The organism is Neolewinella persica DSM 23188 (assembly GCF_000373105.1).
In the GTDB taxonomy this organism is placed as follows: Bacteria; Bacteroidota; Bacteroidia; order Chitinophagales; family Saprospiraceae; genus Neolewinella; species Neolewinella persica.
Genome location: NZ_KB890436.1, coordinates 177,295 through 193,568, shown reverse-complemented (window position 1 = coordinate 193,568; position 16,274 = coordinate 177,295). Strand labels below are relative to the sequence as shown.

Annotated in this window: 10 protein-coding genes; 5 read left to right on the top strand and 5 right to left on the bottom strand. The window is 51.8% G+C overall.

Annotation, left to right across the window (positions count from 1 at the left end):
* The first annotated feature begins 293 nt into the window (after window positions 1-293).
* Complete coding sequence (locus tag B036_RS32205) at window positions 294-3,302, top strand: M1 family metallopeptidase (RefSeq protein ID WP_020569634.1); 3,009 nt, start codon at window positions 294-296, stop codon at window positions 3,300-3,302.
* 25 nt (window positions 3,303-3,327) lie between these two features.
* Here B036_RS32205 and B036_RS0115420 read toward each other — a convergent pair whose 3' ends face one another.
* Window positions 3,328-3,567 (bottom strand): hypothetical protein, encoded by a 240-nt coding sequence (locus B036_RS0115420; RefSeq protein ID WP_020569633.1) that lies wholly within the window; start codon window positions 3,565-3,567, stop codon window positions 3,328-3,330.
* A gap of 79 nt (window positions 3,568-3,646) precedes the next feature.
* Between B036_RS0115420 and B036_RS0115415 the strand changes: the two genes are divergently transcribed.
* A complete protein-coding gene (locus tag B036_RS0115415) occupies window positions 3,647-4,855 on the top strand; it encodes a bifunctional alpha/beta hydrolase/OsmC family protein (RefSeq protein ID WP_026232027.1) in 1,209 nt (402 codons plus the stop codon).
* A gap of 556 nt (window positions 4,856-5,411) precedes the next feature.
* On the opposite strand, the gene porN is transcribed toward B036_RS0115415, so the two are convergent.
* The 4 genes from porN to B036_RS0115395 form a co-directional block, all read right to left on the bottom strand.
* Window positions 5,412-6,311, bottom strand: a complete 900-nt coding sequence (gene porN, locus B036_RS0115410) for a type IX secretion system ring subunit PorN/GldN (RefSeq protein WP_020569631.1) — start codon at window positions 6,309-6,311, stop codon at window positions 5,412-5,414.
* Between the two features lie 174 nt (window positions 6,312-6,485).
* The gene (gene porM, locus B036_RS0115405; RefSeq protein WP_020569630.1) at window positions 6,486-8,132 is read right to left on the bottom strand and encodes a type IX secretion system motor protein PorM/GldM; all 1,647 of its coding nucleotides are present in this window, start codon (window positions 8,130-8,132) and stop codon (window positions 6,486-6,488) included.
* Between the two features lie 101 nt (window positions 8,133-8,233).
* Window positions 8,234-8,833 (bottom strand): GldL-related protein, encoded by a 600-nt coding sequence (locus B036_RS0115400; RefSeq protein WP_020569629.1) that lies wholly within the window; start codon window positions 8,831-8,833, stop codon window positions 8,234-8,236.
* Between the two features lie 503 nt (window positions 8,834-9,336).
* On the bottom strand, window positions 9,337-10,098 hold the full coding sequence (locus tag B036_RS0115395) for a hypothetical protein (protein WP_020569628.1): 762 nt from the start codon (window positions 10,096-10,098) through the stop codon (window positions 9,337-9,339).
* A gap of 493 nt (window positions 10,099-10,591) precedes the next feature.
* Between B036_RS0115395 and B036_RS0115390 the strand changes: the two genes are divergently transcribed.
* From B036_RS0115390 to B036_RS0115380, 3 genes are all read left to right on the top strand, one after another.
* Window positions 10,592-12,403, top strand: a complete 1,812-nt coding sequence (locus tag B036_RS0115390; protein ID WP_020569627.1) for a DUF5060 domain-containing protein — start codon at window positions 10,592-10,594, stop codon at window positions 12,401-12,403.
* A 243-nt stretch (window positions 12,404-12,646) separates the two neighbouring features.
* On the top strand, window positions 12,647-14,005 hold the full coding sequence (locus B036_RS0115385; protein WP_020569626.1) for a DUF2851 family protein: 1,359 nt from the start codon (window positions 12,647-12,649) through the stop codon (window positions 14,003-14,005).
* Between the two features lie 242 nt (window positions 14,006-14,247).
* Window positions 14,248-15,915 carry a tetratricopeptide repeat protein gene (locus B036_RS0115380; RefSeq protein ID WP_020569625.1) on the top strand — a complete coding sequence of 556 codons (1,668 nt, stop codon included), beginning with the start codon at window positions 14,248-14,250 and terminating at the stop codon, window positions 15,913-15,915.
* The last annotated feature ends 359 nt before the right edge of the window (window positions 15,916-16,274 follow it).

Genomic DNA, 16,274 nt, shown 5'->3' with positions numbered 1-16,274 from the left:
CAATAACGAAACGGTAGCATATAAAACGTATGTAGTAGACTGTTTAGAACCGCATTTGGTTGGTCAACTTAACGATCGTTAACATTTCTTAACTAGAATTAGGCGCGGCCGCGGGTGCAGGGGGAGGTTTTGAGGTAAAGGAAGCCTCTTAGGGCGAGTGGGCTACTCCCCGAGAAGGCGGTGGTTTCAAGCCAGCCGATAATTCGAAAAAGCTCCGCTTTTTTCTCTGGGTACAGCCCTACGGCCTGGGTGTTACGGAAGTCCGTAATTTGCAGCCCAATCAACCTTCGCCCATGCGCTTCTTTCTTTTGCTTTTAAGCCTTTGCCTGAGTTGTTCCCTGGCCGCCCAGCCGGCCTATTTCCAGCAGGACGTTTCCTACGACATCGAAGCGCGGCTGAACGATGAAACCAACGAGTTGCATGCTCACCTGAAACTGACTTATACCAACAACTCCCCGGATACCCTCGTCAACATTGGCTTTCACCTTTGGCCCCGGGCCTACGCCTCGGACAACACTGCTTTTGCGAAGCAAATGTTACGCAACGGCAGCACCCGGTTTCACTTCTCTGATCATAAATTTCGGGGTACGTTGGACAGCCTGAGTTTCATCGTCGGCGGTGAGCAAGCCGAACACCGGTTTGATACCGACAACCCCGATATTGCGTGGGTTTACTTCACGGCAACACCCCTACTGCCCGGGAAGACCATGACCATCGAAACGCCCTTTCGGGTCAAGATCCCAGCCAGTTTTTCCCGCTTGGGCCACGTCGGCGATTCCTACCAAATGACGCAGTGGTACCCCAAGCCGGCGGTTTACGACCGCAAGGGTTGGCACGTGATGCCCTACCTCGACCAGGGGGAATTCTACAGCGAATTCGGCACCTTCCGGGTAAAGCTCACCCTCCCCGCCAACTATGTGGTCGGGGCTACCGGTACCCTGCAGGAACCTGAAGAACGACGGTGGCTGCTGGAGAAGTCGGCCAACGACCGTCAGGACCTGGTTCGCCGCGCAGCGGCGGAAGATTTGTCGGAAAACTACGTTGCTGAGCCCTACCCCCCATCAGCAACGGCCTTCAAGACCATAACCTACACCGCCGAGCAAGTCCATGATTTTGCCTGGTTTGCCGACAAGCGGTTCAAAGTACTGCACGACACCCTTCAATTATCCGGTCAGCCGGAGGCGACCGACGTATGGTCCATGTTTACCGAAACCGAAGCAGCCCTTTGGGTCAACAGCACCGATTACATAAAACGTGCTACCCGTTTTTACTCCGAGCAGGTTGGCACCTACCCCTATCCGCAGGTCACCGGCTTACAGTCCGCGCTCAGCGCGGGCGGCGGCATGGAGTACCCCATGATCACCGTCATCGGGCAAAGCGGCAATGCGGCAGACCTGGACGACGTGCTGGCCCATGAGGTCGGTCACAACTGGTTTTATGGCATACTGGGCAGCAACGAGCGGGACCACCCATGGATGGACGAAGGCCTAAATACGTTCTACGAACAGCGCTACATGGCCAAATTCTGGCCCAAACGGCCAAAAGGTATCGAATTACTTGGTCGACAGATCGATTACAACCGACTCGGCTACCACTACACCGCCCGGCTGGGCAAAGACCAGGCTCCGGATACGCGCTCCGACAGCCTATCCCCCATAAACTACGGGATCGGCGCCTACAGTAAACCGGCTATGGCCCTACAGGAGTTGGAAGCCTATGTAGGCACCGCCCGCTTAGATGCGGCCATGCAGGCTTACTTCGACGGGTGGAAATTCCGGCATCCCCAGCCAGAAGATTTCTTTGCGGCCATGGAAGCCGGATTAGGCATGAGCCTCCGGCCGTGGTTTCCAGACGCGTTCCTGACAACGAAGACCTCCGACTGGGCCATCAAGGGAAAAGCTAACGCTGCAACGGGGCAACTCCCCCTTGTTCATAAAGGCTCCCGCCCTGCACCTGCGACCGCGCACCTGAAAACTTCTGACGGGAAGGACATGACGTCCAGCATTGATCCGCAAGCCAGCGCAATCTCCGCCCCTGAAGACCTGGAGAGCCTGACCCTCGGCACCGCTGAAAACCCGCTCGATCTTTGGACCAGCAACAACCGCCAGGGGAATAAACCTCTAAAAGTCAGCCTGGTCATCGATCAGGAACAGAGTGACGTCCGCCAAATTTTCGCGCTGCCGCTGGTCGGATTCAACGAACATGATGGTGGCATGCTTGGGGGCGCGCTGCATAACCGCACCCTTGAACCCCAACGACTGGAATGGATGCTGGCGCCCATGTTCGGTACGCGGAGCAGCCGACTCACGGGGTTCGCCGGCGTAAAATGGCGGTCCCCCTCCAGCGCCGGGAAGGTAGCCCAGGTAACCACCAGCCTCGGAGTGCAACGGTTCAGTGATTTCACCCTACGGCGTACTAATGTGCCGTACGACTATGTGCGCACGGCCGCGCTGCTTGAATATACCTTCCGGCATGCACCGATCAGTCAGGTCGAAAGTGGATTGTTGGCCCAGGTGATCAACCTTTCGCGTACTCGTCCGGATTTCAATGAGCTCGGAGAAGTAAGCGGAGAACAGCGAACAAACGACCTTTTTCTTCGGGCCACTTACCATCGTGCGGTAAGGCAAGAGCTTAGTCCCATTGCATGGTCCACAACGCTTGAGTATAAAAATACTGGCAGCCAAAGTGCTTTCAACACCAACCACCTGCGCCTGGAGGCCGAGCTCACCGGTGGCCACCAGTATGAGCGAAACCGTTTCTTGCGTTGGCGGGCTTTTGGTGGAGTCTTTTTAGCCAATGAGTTACGTGACCGTGCTACGCGGTCTGCTTCCGGTTTTTCCCTTGTCGACAATGCCTTCAGTGATTACCGGTACGATGATTTATACGTAGGTCGCAACCTTGGCGGCCGCAATGAACAGCAGTTGGGCCGCCGGCAGGGCGGGTTCCGAGCACCCATCAGTTCAGCCTTCTCCTTTGGCACCAGCAACAATTACTTATTGGCTGCTAATGTGGACGCCGATCTGCCCGGCATGCCGGATTACCTCCCGCTTTGTTTGTTCCTTGATGCAGGTTACTACGGATTCAGAAGCGTCAGTTCCGAACCGGAGCGTGGAGAGTTCAGCTGGGTCGGCGGCGCAGGTCTAAGCCTTGCTAAGGGCCGGATGGGCATTTACGTTCCACTCATCGCTGACCCCACAACGAAACAACTGCTGGAACAACGGGGAAACCTTTTGGACCGGTTGACGGTACGGTTGAACCTGTCGGGGTGGCTGCCTTGGAAATGGGTAGATGATCTTTTTTAGGTTTTAAAATGATTGTTTATTTCTCTCAACCTTTCACCCCCGCATATAAAGCGTAAGCAGCCAGTGCAACCTTTAGCAATAGCGATAAAAGCTCCAGCCATGGCTTTTTCTCCGCCAGTTTCCCTATTCTTTTAGTTGGCGTAAGCGGATAGGTAACAATTACCACGATGATGTCGCGCAGGCGATTATGCTCCGGCTCTTTTGTTACGGGGACTTGTGGCGTTTCGCCTAACTTAGAGGCTTTCTTGGATTCCTGGGACAGCATTTATCGTGAGTTTAAAACAAAAATAGTACCGGAGTCGCTAATTAACAAACAATTTGTTTAATTTAAACCATCTTTTGTTGTGAAAAGTTCCAAAGTCTCCTTCCCTAACGGACGTGGCCATCAACTCTCCGCCCGCCTGGAGGTACCCGTTAATCAGCATCCACATGCTTATGCGCTATTTGCTCACTGCTTTACCTGTTCCAGTTCCCTGTCTGCTGTGCGCAACATCAGCCGGGAATTAAACTTGCGGGGCTATGGCGTTCTGCGTTTTGATTTCACCGGACTGGGAAATAGTGAAGGGGACTTTGTCGACACCAATTTCACCACCAACATCTCAGATCTGGTGGCCGCAGCGGAATGGCTGGCCGAGAGCCACCAATCTCCGGCACTCCTGGTTGGCCACAGTCTGGGTGGGGCAGCGGTGCTCTGTGCTTCCACCATGATTCCGTCGGTAAAAGCAGTTGCGACCATCGGGGCTCCATTTGCTGCGGATCACGTTTCGGCCCATTTCGCAGAAGACCTGGAGACCATCAAAGAACAAGGTGCCGCTACCGTAAACATTGGCGGACGCCCCTTTAAGATCGCTAAACAATTTCTGGACGATATCGAGGGCCAACGGATAGCCGACCACATCAAGGAGCTTGATGCGGCCCTGCTATTCCTGCATTCTCCGCAGGATAGAACTGTCAACATCGACGAAGCCGCAAAGCTTTACAGCGCAGCGCACCACCCCAAAAGTTTTGTCTCTCTGGATGGTGCCGACCACTTGCTTACAAATGCATCAGACGCCCATTACGCCGGAGAGGTGATTGCCGGATGGGCATCCCGTTACATCACTGCACCTGCGTCCGCGCCCATAAGAACAAACAAAGAGGTCGCCGTCCGCCTGGGGAACGAGGGTTTTACGACTGAGATAATGGTCCGTCACCATCACCTCACGGCCGATGAACCCGAAAAAGTTGGTGGAAACGACTACGGCCCCGGGCCCTACGAACTGGTCAGCGCCGGACTGGGAGCCTGTACTGCCATGACCATCCAGATGTATGCCCGCCGCAAAAAATGGGACGTGGAGAGTGTCGAAGTACACATCAATCACAGCAAAGACTACGCTACCGACATGGTCGAAATGGAAACCAAACCCACCAAAATTGACCGCTTTGACCGTACCTTAATTCTCCGCGGAGACCTCGACGAAAAGCAAAAGGCCCGATTACTTGAAATCGCTGACCGGTGCCCCGTACACCGGACGCTGCACGAATCGGTAGAGGTAGTGACTAAGCTTCAGTGATCAGCTTCCAGTAATCAGGATTTAGGATTCGGTATTCAGTAATCAGGATTCAGTACGGAGTAACCAGGGTTCAGTAATCAGGGTAGGCCTGCTGGAACCTGAGTGCTGAAACCTGACTACAAGCGGCGCAGTGTACTATGGCGGCGTTGAGTACGTCCGACATGCTGCTCCAAAGGAAGTGGTTAACCGGCTGATGGCTAAGCACTGGTGTTAATTACGGATACCAGGCTAATGGGAAAGCTGCATTAACGATGTATTTACGGAAGTCTCCAGCTTCGCACCAGTAAGTGAGACGGGCTGAAAGGCGCTGAACTGTTCTCCCAAAATCAGATTTAACAGAACACTAGCAATCAGACAAACTTTCCTCCGGCTGCGCCAGGCCAAAAGAATTTGTCGGACGGCCGGCTCCATAAACGTCAGGTCACTTCTCCCGCCAAAAAAAACAGCGTCGCTGACCACTTGGCCAACGACGCAGTCTTATTCTGTTGAGTCTTGCGTAAAGAATCGGCCTGAGGCCCGACTACAGAACTACTAGACTATTAAACTACCAGACTAATTAGTAGCTCCAAAGGTCGTGCTCGAAATTGAAAATTTCGTTCTTGATCCGGCTGGCTTCCATGAGGCGTTCACGACCGTCGGTCTTGTAATCCTCAATCCGCAGGTCATTAACGTTGCTCTGCTTCATGATGTAGCTGTTGAAAAACCGGCTTTCGAAAATATCCTCCCAGCTGCGGTTGGCCGCATCGTTGGCGCTGGCAAAAGCATTTTCGTTGGCCAGTACCTGACGGGCACCTGGGTAGTACACCCAGAACAGTGGTTCCTCGAAGAGGAAGTTGCCGTTTTCGTCAGTCTCATCCTTTAACGGAGCGATGCCGAGGATGCGCACTTTCATTGTGCTACTCTCGCGGTCGAAGTACCAGATTTCCTGGATCCGGTAGCGGAGAACATCATTGGGGTTCAGTTCGCGGGGAACGAGGGAGTAAGTTACCTCGTAAGTATCGGGGTTAACTACTGGTACGGTATCGATGGCACCGGCGATGCTACCGAGTTGCTCTTCGTCCATTGGCGTGGTGAACTTATCGTCCAGTGTACCATAGACCTGAATTTTGCCTTCATTGGCCGCCTCCATCAGAATGGTAATGAGTGGGCGCTCAGGATTGGCAAATGGCTGGTTAATTTTTTCACGAACGTCCAGTACGCGCCAAATACGCTTCTGCCATAGGATATCGGCTTCACGAACGTGCTCGTAGGGGAGGATACGACGCTCGGTCTTCGTGCGCTTTTCCACGATGTCGTTAACGGGAGTAACGAAAGGGTCTTGGCTGGGATCAGCCTGACCGGTGCCGGGCAACGAAATGCTGCCGGAACTTCCCTGGGGATTGCCGGGCCGCTGAGCGACCAGAGCTGTAGAAGTACCGAGGAGAAGGAGGAGGGCCAGTTGGAAAGCTGCCTTCATGGGAGGAAATTATTATAAAGGGATATGACTTATTACTTTCAATGAACGCCGGTGATGGAGCGCATAGTGTAACAGCCTTGAAAAAAAACAAGCCTCCGGGGCATTTCCCCGGAGGCTCGCAAAAATCCGATAAACTACCGGCTTATCCAAGTAAGCCGTGAGACTTAACGGTTTTTAGTTGATGGAGAAGACCATGGAACCGATTGGACGGGAAACATCGTCTCCTGGGCATTTGGCCTTAATGTTCTGCATAAAGTAAGAATCACCTGGCTTGGCACGAGAAACAAGTGCCCTCGACTGAGTAGTGAAGTTCCCACCACCATTGACACTTCTTACCGCATCTGCACGCTGTGGCACGTAGACCAGTTCGTAGCCTACGATATTACACTTTGCTTCGAAATCAAAATTCTTAAGCAGTGCATACAAGCCAGCCTGGGCCTTAAATTCATTACTTCTGATCGTACCACCATCGGAGGTACCGACCATCGGAACCGGATCGGGGATACGCTTCACGCGGAAGTCGAAGGAACCGAGGTTCTGGCCATTAGCCGTAACGACCACTTTAGCGTCGCCCTGGCTTGTTCCTTCTACGATCAGGTTGGTATTATTACCTGATTTCTTCCTGGCTGAACCCGTAATACTAACGCGGACATCTCCAGAAGCAACACCAGCAGCAGCTACGGTGATCGGGTTATCTACACCGATATAGAACACGTTCATCTTATCGGCAGAAACGGAAACGGAACGCTGGCCTACTTCGTAGGTGAAAGTTCCCTTACCTTCCTTAACCTCACCAGTGAGGGGGTTAGTTACAGCAACAGAGGTAGTAAGTGATTTTTGTCCTGTACCTGAACCGGTAATGGAAAAGTCTGCAGTACCATCAGCCTTAACGGTAAGACGCTGGCCGTTAACCCGAAGGTCGACGTTAGAGGGGTCGAGGCTCGAAGAATAAGAACCAACGGAAACCTTGGCGGTGATTTTCTCCCCACCGATTACGTAGCTACGATCAGCAGAGAATACTGGGAAGAACTGGTCAAATTCGACGGTTTTACCACCAGCAATTTTTACCATGTCGTTTACCATGTTCGCTTCAGAAACCTTAAGATCCGATTTCATTTGCGACATCAGTGGTAAAACGGCAGCTACCGGCATATGGCCGAATTTAAAGTCAGACCAGCTATCACGATCAGCATTTTGCCAAGCTTCGTCGTCAATACTGAATGGCATATCCTGTGCTACACTCTGGATCCGTTTTGGAATTTCTTCCGCACTGAGGTCCATTGTCCGGCCATGATCGTTAAGAAGATTGGTGTAAGCATCAATCAGTTTCTGACGAGTTTCCACGATCTTAGCTTTAAGCTCTTCGCCAACACCTGGCTCACCGCCTGCACCGTCTTCACCAAGAACTAGAAGGCGTGTTGTCACGTCTTTATTCTTCTTGCCGCGAACGGTCCGCATGCCGTGATCTTCTTTGTAATCTCCTTCGTCAAGCTCACCATTATTATTACCGGCCATATCAACGAGTTGATCACGCAGTTGATCAACGTAAGTACTAAATTCTGCAGATGCAGCACGAACTTCAGCAATTGCAGGAACAATTGGCTTAAATTTTGCTTTCGAATCGTCCTCAAGCAATGAATTTACACTTGCTACTGCAGCATCTACCTGATCGTTAACCGTCGCGATAGAGTTTTGGTTACCCTCATCCAGGGTTTGGAAGGCGTTCATCACCTCGGCAGAAACGTTGAGGGCCAACAGGGCCATCAGTACGAGGTACATGATGTTGATCATCAACTGCCGGGGTTCCTTTGGAATTGACATTGATATATTTTTGAAACGAGCACGGCGGTAGTCGTGGCCAATTGGCTGCCGGCTACCGTCGCGATCATCAGACTATTAAAGATTGATTGGGAGAACTTCGCTTAGGCGTTAGGACCGCGCATAGCGCTGATCATGTTGCCGTAAACAGAGTTGAGGGTGGTAAGGTTACCATTGAGGCTCTGCATGTTTTGCTTGTAAGCCTTGGTTTCCTCGGAGGTAGCGGCCAGATCAGCCATTGCCTCGTTCAGTTTAGCGTAGAAGTTACCCATTTGGCGAATCTGCTCACCGGTACCGCTGAAGTCAGCGTCCTGCAGGGCCTTGAGGCTACTCATGCTCTTAGACATGGTCTGAAGCTCAGTAAGCATGCCACCGAGCTGCTGCTCGACAACTTCGCCGTTGAGTTGAGCCGGAGCCATACCGCCGCCAGAAGAAAGGGGCTGTACGTCTGCGTCGTAGCTACTCAGACCGGGGTAAAGTTTGTCCCAGTAGTAATCAGGGTCAGGGCCGAGGATACCAATAAGGGCAAAGAGCAATGCTTCAACGCCAAGACCAATGGTGATCAGGTCAAACTTGATACCGGCGATGGTGGGCATTTCCCAAGACTGGAGTTTGTAGAGGGCACCAAGCATTACGATCGCGGCACCTACGCCGATGATGAAGTTCTTGATGTACTTGAAAGTGGGCGATTTAGTAAAGGCCATTGTACGGAACGTGTGATTTGGGGAAGATGATGAAAGAAAGCTAGTGCTTGTTGTTTCCCGCTTTTGAAAAAAATTGGTTGTGTTCTCGCGGCCGAAACCGCATTAACGCCACTTTAACCGAAGTTAAGAACGGCTTATTGTTTAGCGACCGCGAAATTAAGACTTTTTGGTCACAAATACAAAAAAATAGCAACTGACGAAGATATTAAGATGGAGTACCCGACAGGTTATCCTCCAAACGCAACTCGTTGTGTAAGGTGCACAAAGGAGGGAATAAAATTTGTAGTACTGCCGGGAGGAACGAAGATTTGTCTTTGGGGTTACTGAAACGGGTGGTCGGGTTATCGGGTTATCAGGTTATCGAGTTGTCGGGTGGTCGGAGGCTGCGTACCTTATTCTTACGAGTTCCAGTACGAGTACAGTGTAACATAAGTTCATCGACTCAGGTACTGATGGATTTTAGCCTTTAATGACGGTACATCTCTTAGGGCGAGTGGGCTGTTTCATGCTGGTTTATGTTGCTGGTTCTTGCTTTCAAAGATCAGGCGTTGCCCCATTCCTTCAATAGACTTGACGGTACGGCCGAACAGCGGGGCTAAACGAGCCAGATCATTGGTATAACACATGGCCTCAATGAGTAGTGCCTGCTCATCGCGGACCCAGGGCTCATAGGCCCGGGGGTAATTGGCCCGGGCGGCAACCATGTAAGCAGGTAGTCGATCATCCTGCTTCCGCAGGCCGAGGGCGAGAACGGCGGCTTTGAGTTCATCGAATTTAGGTTCCTCGAGCTTATCGAATGATTCGGTTTGAAAAAAGTCGATCTCACGCCAGGGTTCATGCACGGTTGCCTGCCGGGGGGCGGGATGTTCGGACAGGAGCTTGGGAAAACGGCGATGAAAATCGATCAGGTGAGCATGAATGACCGGACGGGTGTACTTCCCCCGGTACTTATTGTAGGCCCGAAGACCTTTGAGTGAACGGTCTGCGATGGATCGGCTGCCGATGAAAACCTTAACGAGCTGAACTACGCAGGGCTCGTAGCCTAATTCTCTCAGGCCAGCACAGGCCTTAGTTATTACGGCATCGGGAATATCCACGTCCTTGGGCAATGGAGGGGCCGCCAGGGTATTGATGAGGCCATGAAGGGCCCGGCGTACGGTTGGGTCGCCCAGGCAGCTGTCGGCCTTGCGAAAGGCCTCACCGGTGCGGGGGTCAACGCTGCAGCGCAGCGCATCAAGAATTTCAAGAACGGAATCGGTAGTCATGTGTCAAGGAGTATATTGGTGAATGATTTATGGTTGACGGTGACAAACCACGGGAAGTCCGGACCTGAGAGTCGTTTTTTATACGAATACTTACGTTTATATGCGTTTATAGACGTTTATAGACGGCTAAATTGAGCGGTTTTAGGGGGCGTAAAATGGTAAATGATTGAATTTTTGAATAAGAGAATAGCTGCCGCAGACCCCATTCCAGTACTGCGCTTGCTCACCACTAGTAGTACGGCGCTTGCTCCCCATTACGGATAAGTCCAGCGCAGTCCATGTCCATTCGCTCCCTCCATTATTTTGCCATTCACTTTTAGGCGGGGCCGCAGGTGCCGGGGAAAGGGATTAAAGCGCAAAGTAGAAGGACGGACCACTCGGTAATTTCAGCATAAATGCTACAGAACAGTGCCCCAGCCTGTTTCTAAAACCTCTCCTTGCACCTGCGACCCCGCCCAAAACTACTAGCTTACGCCTCCAACAACCCAAAACTATGCTTCGCTTATTTCCAATCTTGTGCCTTACAGTACTGGTTTTAGCTGGGTGCTCAAAGCCCGATACGGAGGCTACTGCCGACATTTCCATCGCCAAGTGGCAAAAGCTTTCCCTCGACTTTGCCGGTCCGGAGACCAGCGAAGACGCTGCACAAAACCCATTCACCGATTACCGACTTGACGTCAACTTCACCCATAACGACAGCGTGTTCACCGTCCCCGGGTACTTCGCCGCCGATGGCAACGCAGACGAAACAGGTGCTGCTGCCGGCAACGTATGGCGCGTCAATTTCCGCCCCAACAGCGAAGGCCTCTGGACCTGGGAAGCCGTTATGCGCAAAGGAAAAGACGTAGCCAACAATAGCAACTCATCCGGCGGTGAACGAATTCAGGTAGACGGTCAATCGGGCTCCATTTGGGTCCTGCCTCCGGTTGCCGGAGAAAAAGGCCGCCTGATCCGCAACCACCCCCGCTACTTGCAGTGGGCCGAAAGCAGGGAATACTTCCTGAAAGGCGGTGCCGACAGCCCGGAAAATTTCCTGGCCTATAAAGATTTCGACGGTACCTACCGCCACAGTAATAACTTTCGTGACGGGGAGAGTAAAACCGAGGGCCTGCACCACTACACCGCCCACGAAGGAGACTGGAAAACCGGTGACCCTACCTGGAATGACGGTAAAGGAAAAGGCATCATCGGAGCCGTCAACTACCTGGCCGGTGAAGGCGTCAACAGCGTATACTTTCTGGTCATGAACATCAACGGCGACGGCAAAGACGTATTCCCCTACGCCAACCACGAAGACCACCTCCGTTTCGATTGCAGTAAGCTCGATCAGTGGGAGATCCTCTTCGACCATATGGACGATAACCTGGGAATGATGCTGCACATCGTACTACAGGAAACAGAAAATGAAACCTTACTCGACGGTGGTGATACCGGCCCCGAACGGTCCCTCTTCCTTCGGGAGTTGGTGGCCCGTTTCGGCCACCACCGCGCCGTAACCTGGAACCTTGGTGAAGAAAATGGCCGGAACAAATGGTCAGAAAAAACGGGCTTTCAAACAAACGAACAAACGGCGGCGATGGCGGCATGGCTGGCTCAGTATGACCCTTACCAAAATTACATCTCTCTGCATACGCACCCTAACGAAAAAGAACGGGAGGAAATCCTTGCGCCATTACTGGGCGATGCTAATATTGGCGGATTATCCCTGCAAATCGACCGCCCGGAATTCTCCCATGGGCAAACGAAATTCTGGCTGGAGAAATCCTCCAAAGCCGGAGCTGCCTGGATTGCCAACGTCGACGAGATCGGCCCCTGGTTCCGGGGCCTGGACCCCGATGAGCGGACGCCCTATAACAACCAGGACTCCGTCCGGGCACTTACCCTGTGGGGTAACCTAATGGCCGGCGGTGCCGGCGTTGAGTGGTATTTCGGTGCCCGAAACGCCCATAATGATCTGGGAATGGAAGACTGGCGTAGCCGGGACCGCGCCTGGAAATGGACAAATGCTGCCATCCGGTTCTTCCAGCAACATGTTCCGTTTGCAGAAATGGAAAGCCACGATGAACTGGTGACGGACGGACACTTCTGCCTGGCGGACCCCGGATTCGTTTACCTGGCCTACCTGCCCTTTGGTGGCGAAACTACTCTAGACCTCAGCGGTGCCACCGGCAATATGAGTGTATTGTGGGTTAAGGGAGAAACCGGTGAAACCAGCCAGGGAGAAAACATTGCGGGAGGTGCAAAAGTGACTTTATTAGCGCCGGGAGCAGGTGATTATGGGGTATTGGTGAAACGGGCTGAATAAAAAATTGGTGAATTAATATTGGCTGGTACACGGTAATTTAAGTTTGCTGACTTAGCTGCTGGTGGGTTTTACCACCTGATTAGACTATTAAGATTAGGCTGGTCGGAGAAATTGAGTTTAGGCTACTAACCAAGGCTAAATTAAAAATTGTTTTTACCTAAAATCCAAACATTTAGGCGTGAAGCCTTATATTTACCACAGCAAAAAACATTCTGTCTTCCAACACCGCAAACGCTCAGGCGCATGCGCGAAGACTTTCTACACTTTCTCTGGCGGCAAGCCCGCTTCGATCTCCGGAACCTCAAAACGACCACTGGAGCCACCATTTCCATCCAGGATTTTGGCCGACATAATAAAGATGCCGGTCCTGACTTTCTTCACGGGCAGCTTCGCCTGAATGGACAGCAATGGGCTGGCAACATTGAGCTGCACGTTAAATCCAGTGATTGGTACGTCCATAAACATGAAAACGACCGGGCTTATGACAACGTGATCCTGCACGTAGTATATGAGGAAGACCGACCGGTATTCCGGGCCAATGGTGAACGTATTCCTTGCCTTGAGCTCCGCTCTCGTGTTCCCAGCGGATTGTTGAGCAACTATTGGCGAATGCAAAACAATGAATACTGGATTTCCTGCCAACATCAGTTACATCAGGTTGACGAATCCTCCCGCCGGGAGTGGCTGGATCAATTGATACAGCAAAGGATGCAAAAGCGGGCCAAACGATTCAGTGAACGGATGACAAACAATCATCGGGACTGGGAGGAGGCCTATTACCAGTCGCTGGCCCGTGCCCTGGGCGGCAGAGTCAACGCAGACGCTATGGATATACTTGCGCGCAGCCTGCCACTACGGGTATTGTTGAAGCACAAGCACAGCTTACTCCAATTAGAGGCATTGCTTTTTGGTCAATCCGGTCTGTTGCCTAAGGTAAAGCAAGAGGAAGACGACTACCTCAGTCTTTTGCGTCGGGAGTATGCCTTGCTACGTTTGAAACATAATTTACGGCCAATACCGGCCACCGCCTGGCGCTACCTGCGTTTGCGCCCGAATAATTTTCCGACCGTCCGCATCGCCCAGCTTGCAGCTATGCTGCACCGGACGGGGCAACTGTTTGGTAAATCGTTGGCGGCTGCAGATGCACGCGAGCTCCAGAACATGTTCGTGGTCAAACTCAGCAACTACTGGCGCGAGCATTACCGGTTTGGGAAACGAGGCAAAGCCGGAGAGCGTCGCCTTGGTGCAGCGACAATACGCTCGATCCTGATCAATACCATTGCTCCGGCACTGATTGCCTACGGGGATCAACGGAGCGATGTACGCTTTCGGGAGCGGGCCTTTTCCTTGCTTCGGGAGTTACCAGCGGAAAGAAATGTCGTGCTCGAAAAATGGGCGGCGCTAGGCATGAAGGCGGCGAATGCGGCCGAGAGTCAGGCCTTACTCGAACTGAAGATAGACTATTGCGAACCACGGCGATGTACGAGCTGCGCGATCGGCTGTCGGTTACTGGCCAAACCTTATGAGAAAGAAGGAGACGAGCCCCTGCTTACCCTTAATGAACAGGCACAGGTTTATGGGATGATGGGGGGCAGGAGCTAGAATTCAGGAGTTAGGAACCTGAATCAGCATTTAGGCGATAGCCGGCTAGACTAGCCCCTAGCTCCCTGGCTCTTAACTTCTACTTCATCGTCCTTCTACCCCACTTCACCGGAAAGACCTTTCGCCAAGCGGGCTGGCGTACGACTTTTGTTGCAAATAACTCCCCGTTGATGCAGCCTGAGGTGATAAATCAGGTCTTTAGGAGTAACAGCTATACTGACTCACATTAAAAGAGAATACTGATGTATAAACTTATTACCATCAATCTATCCGGTTTTGCCTTATTGGCCATGCTACTAGTCAACGGATCGCTTCTGGCCCAAATAGATCTAACAACAGACAATTGGCGGGAAGACTTACGCTTTCTGCAAAACACCGTGCACAAAGACTATCCCTTCCTTTTCAAGAAAACGACTCCGGAAGCCTTTGACCGCGAAGTGGAAAAGCTCTACGCCGCTATTCCCAATCTGGAGCGTCACGAAATCGTCGTTGGGATGGCCAGGTTGGTCTCCTCCTTCGAATACGGGCATACCTCCCTGCGGCTGGGTGGATCAATTGCCAACTTCCATCGGTTACCGCTGAACCTTTATTACTTCAACGATGGTGTCTACATCGAAGGCGTTCATAAAGATTATCAGGATGCACTGGGGGCAAAAGTGATAGCGGTAGAAAGTGTACCAATAGAAGACGTATTAAGTGCCATAAAGCCAGTTGTACCAGCGGAAAACGAGCAATATGCTAAAGGCCATGGTTTAGGTTACCTCAACTTCCCTGAAGTACTCCACGCTCAGGGCATAACGAAGGCCTTTAAAAAGGACATCGTTTTTACGCTAGAGAAAGATGGAAAAATCTTCACGAAAACCTTCCTGGCCAGCAGTAATCTATCCGTTCCCAATCACTATGGATTCCTACGGCAGCAGGGTGATTGGCTTTCCAGCCGGCAACAGGAGGCAACTCCCCATTACCTGCAAGAACTGGACAAGCATTATTACTTCAAGTACTTACCCGAGAATAAGGCGGTTTACGTGCGCTACAGTCAGGTGGTACCCGATCCATCTGAGGCCATTGATGTTTTTTACCAGCGGGTTTTTGATTTTATCGAAGAAAACGAAGTAGATCGTTTGGTGCTTGATGTCCGACTTAACGGTGGGGGCAATAATTTTAATAACAAGGCCGTGGTTACGGGCATAATCGAGACAGAAAAAATTAATCAGGTGGGCAAATTATTTGTCATTACTGGTCGTAGAACATTCTCCGCCGCCCAAAATCTGATCAATGAGCTCGATAATTACACCAACGCGATTTTTGTTGGGGAGCCGTCCTCGGAGAACATCAATTTTTACGGAGACAATCGTCCCGTAACGCTCCCCAACAGCCAGCTGGAAGCACGTTTATCCTGGGCCTGGTGGCAGGACAAACCGCAGTGGCAAAACGCAAAATGGACGGCCCCGCACTTAGCCGTCGACATGAGTTTTGCGGAATATCGCAACAATCAGGACCCCGTTTTAGACAAGGCTTTGCAGTTCAGTGCGGGGGATTTCATTCTTGACCCTATGGATCACCTGACGGAGTTATTCCAGGCTGGTAAAATGGAGCAAGTACAAAGCGAAGCCGCGAGATTAGTAGCAGATCCCGCTTACCGGTTCTTTGATTTTGAAGGCCAACTGAATAACGCCGGACAACTATTGCTCGGCCAGAACCAACTACAGCCCGCCTTATTCATCTTTCAATTCTGTGTCCAGCTTTTTCCGGAATCAGCCATGAGTTACGACAATCTCGCGGCAGCTTCATTACGGGCAGGGGATGAGGCTAAAGCCATAAAATTGTCTCAGCGTGCCCTTCAGTTAGACCCCCAGGGGCCGGTTGGCGAAAAGGCACAAAAGCGATTGGAGATAATTGGTAAAGATTAAACAAATAGAAGGACGATGGCGCGGCCGCAGGTGCAAATACAGTTTTGAGGGCATAAAAAACCCCGTTATTTGAAACTTTGGGCATCAGCGGTGTAACAACCAACGAGCCACAAACGTGTGGTCAGTACTGCAATACATCCGTAATGCAACCCAGCTTCCGCGCCATCGTCCCTTTGATACACTCATCACGAAGTGGTTTGGGAAACCCCATGGCGCTGAGCGCCTGCAAACACTGCGGCTCTCAAGTCAACTGTATCCAGAACCTTTAGGGTTGGGGTATAAACCAGGCTACCATCGGCAAGGCTAATTTCCGTTGTTCAGCGGCTGACGAAATTTTCTTGCCATAATGCTAAATGTTC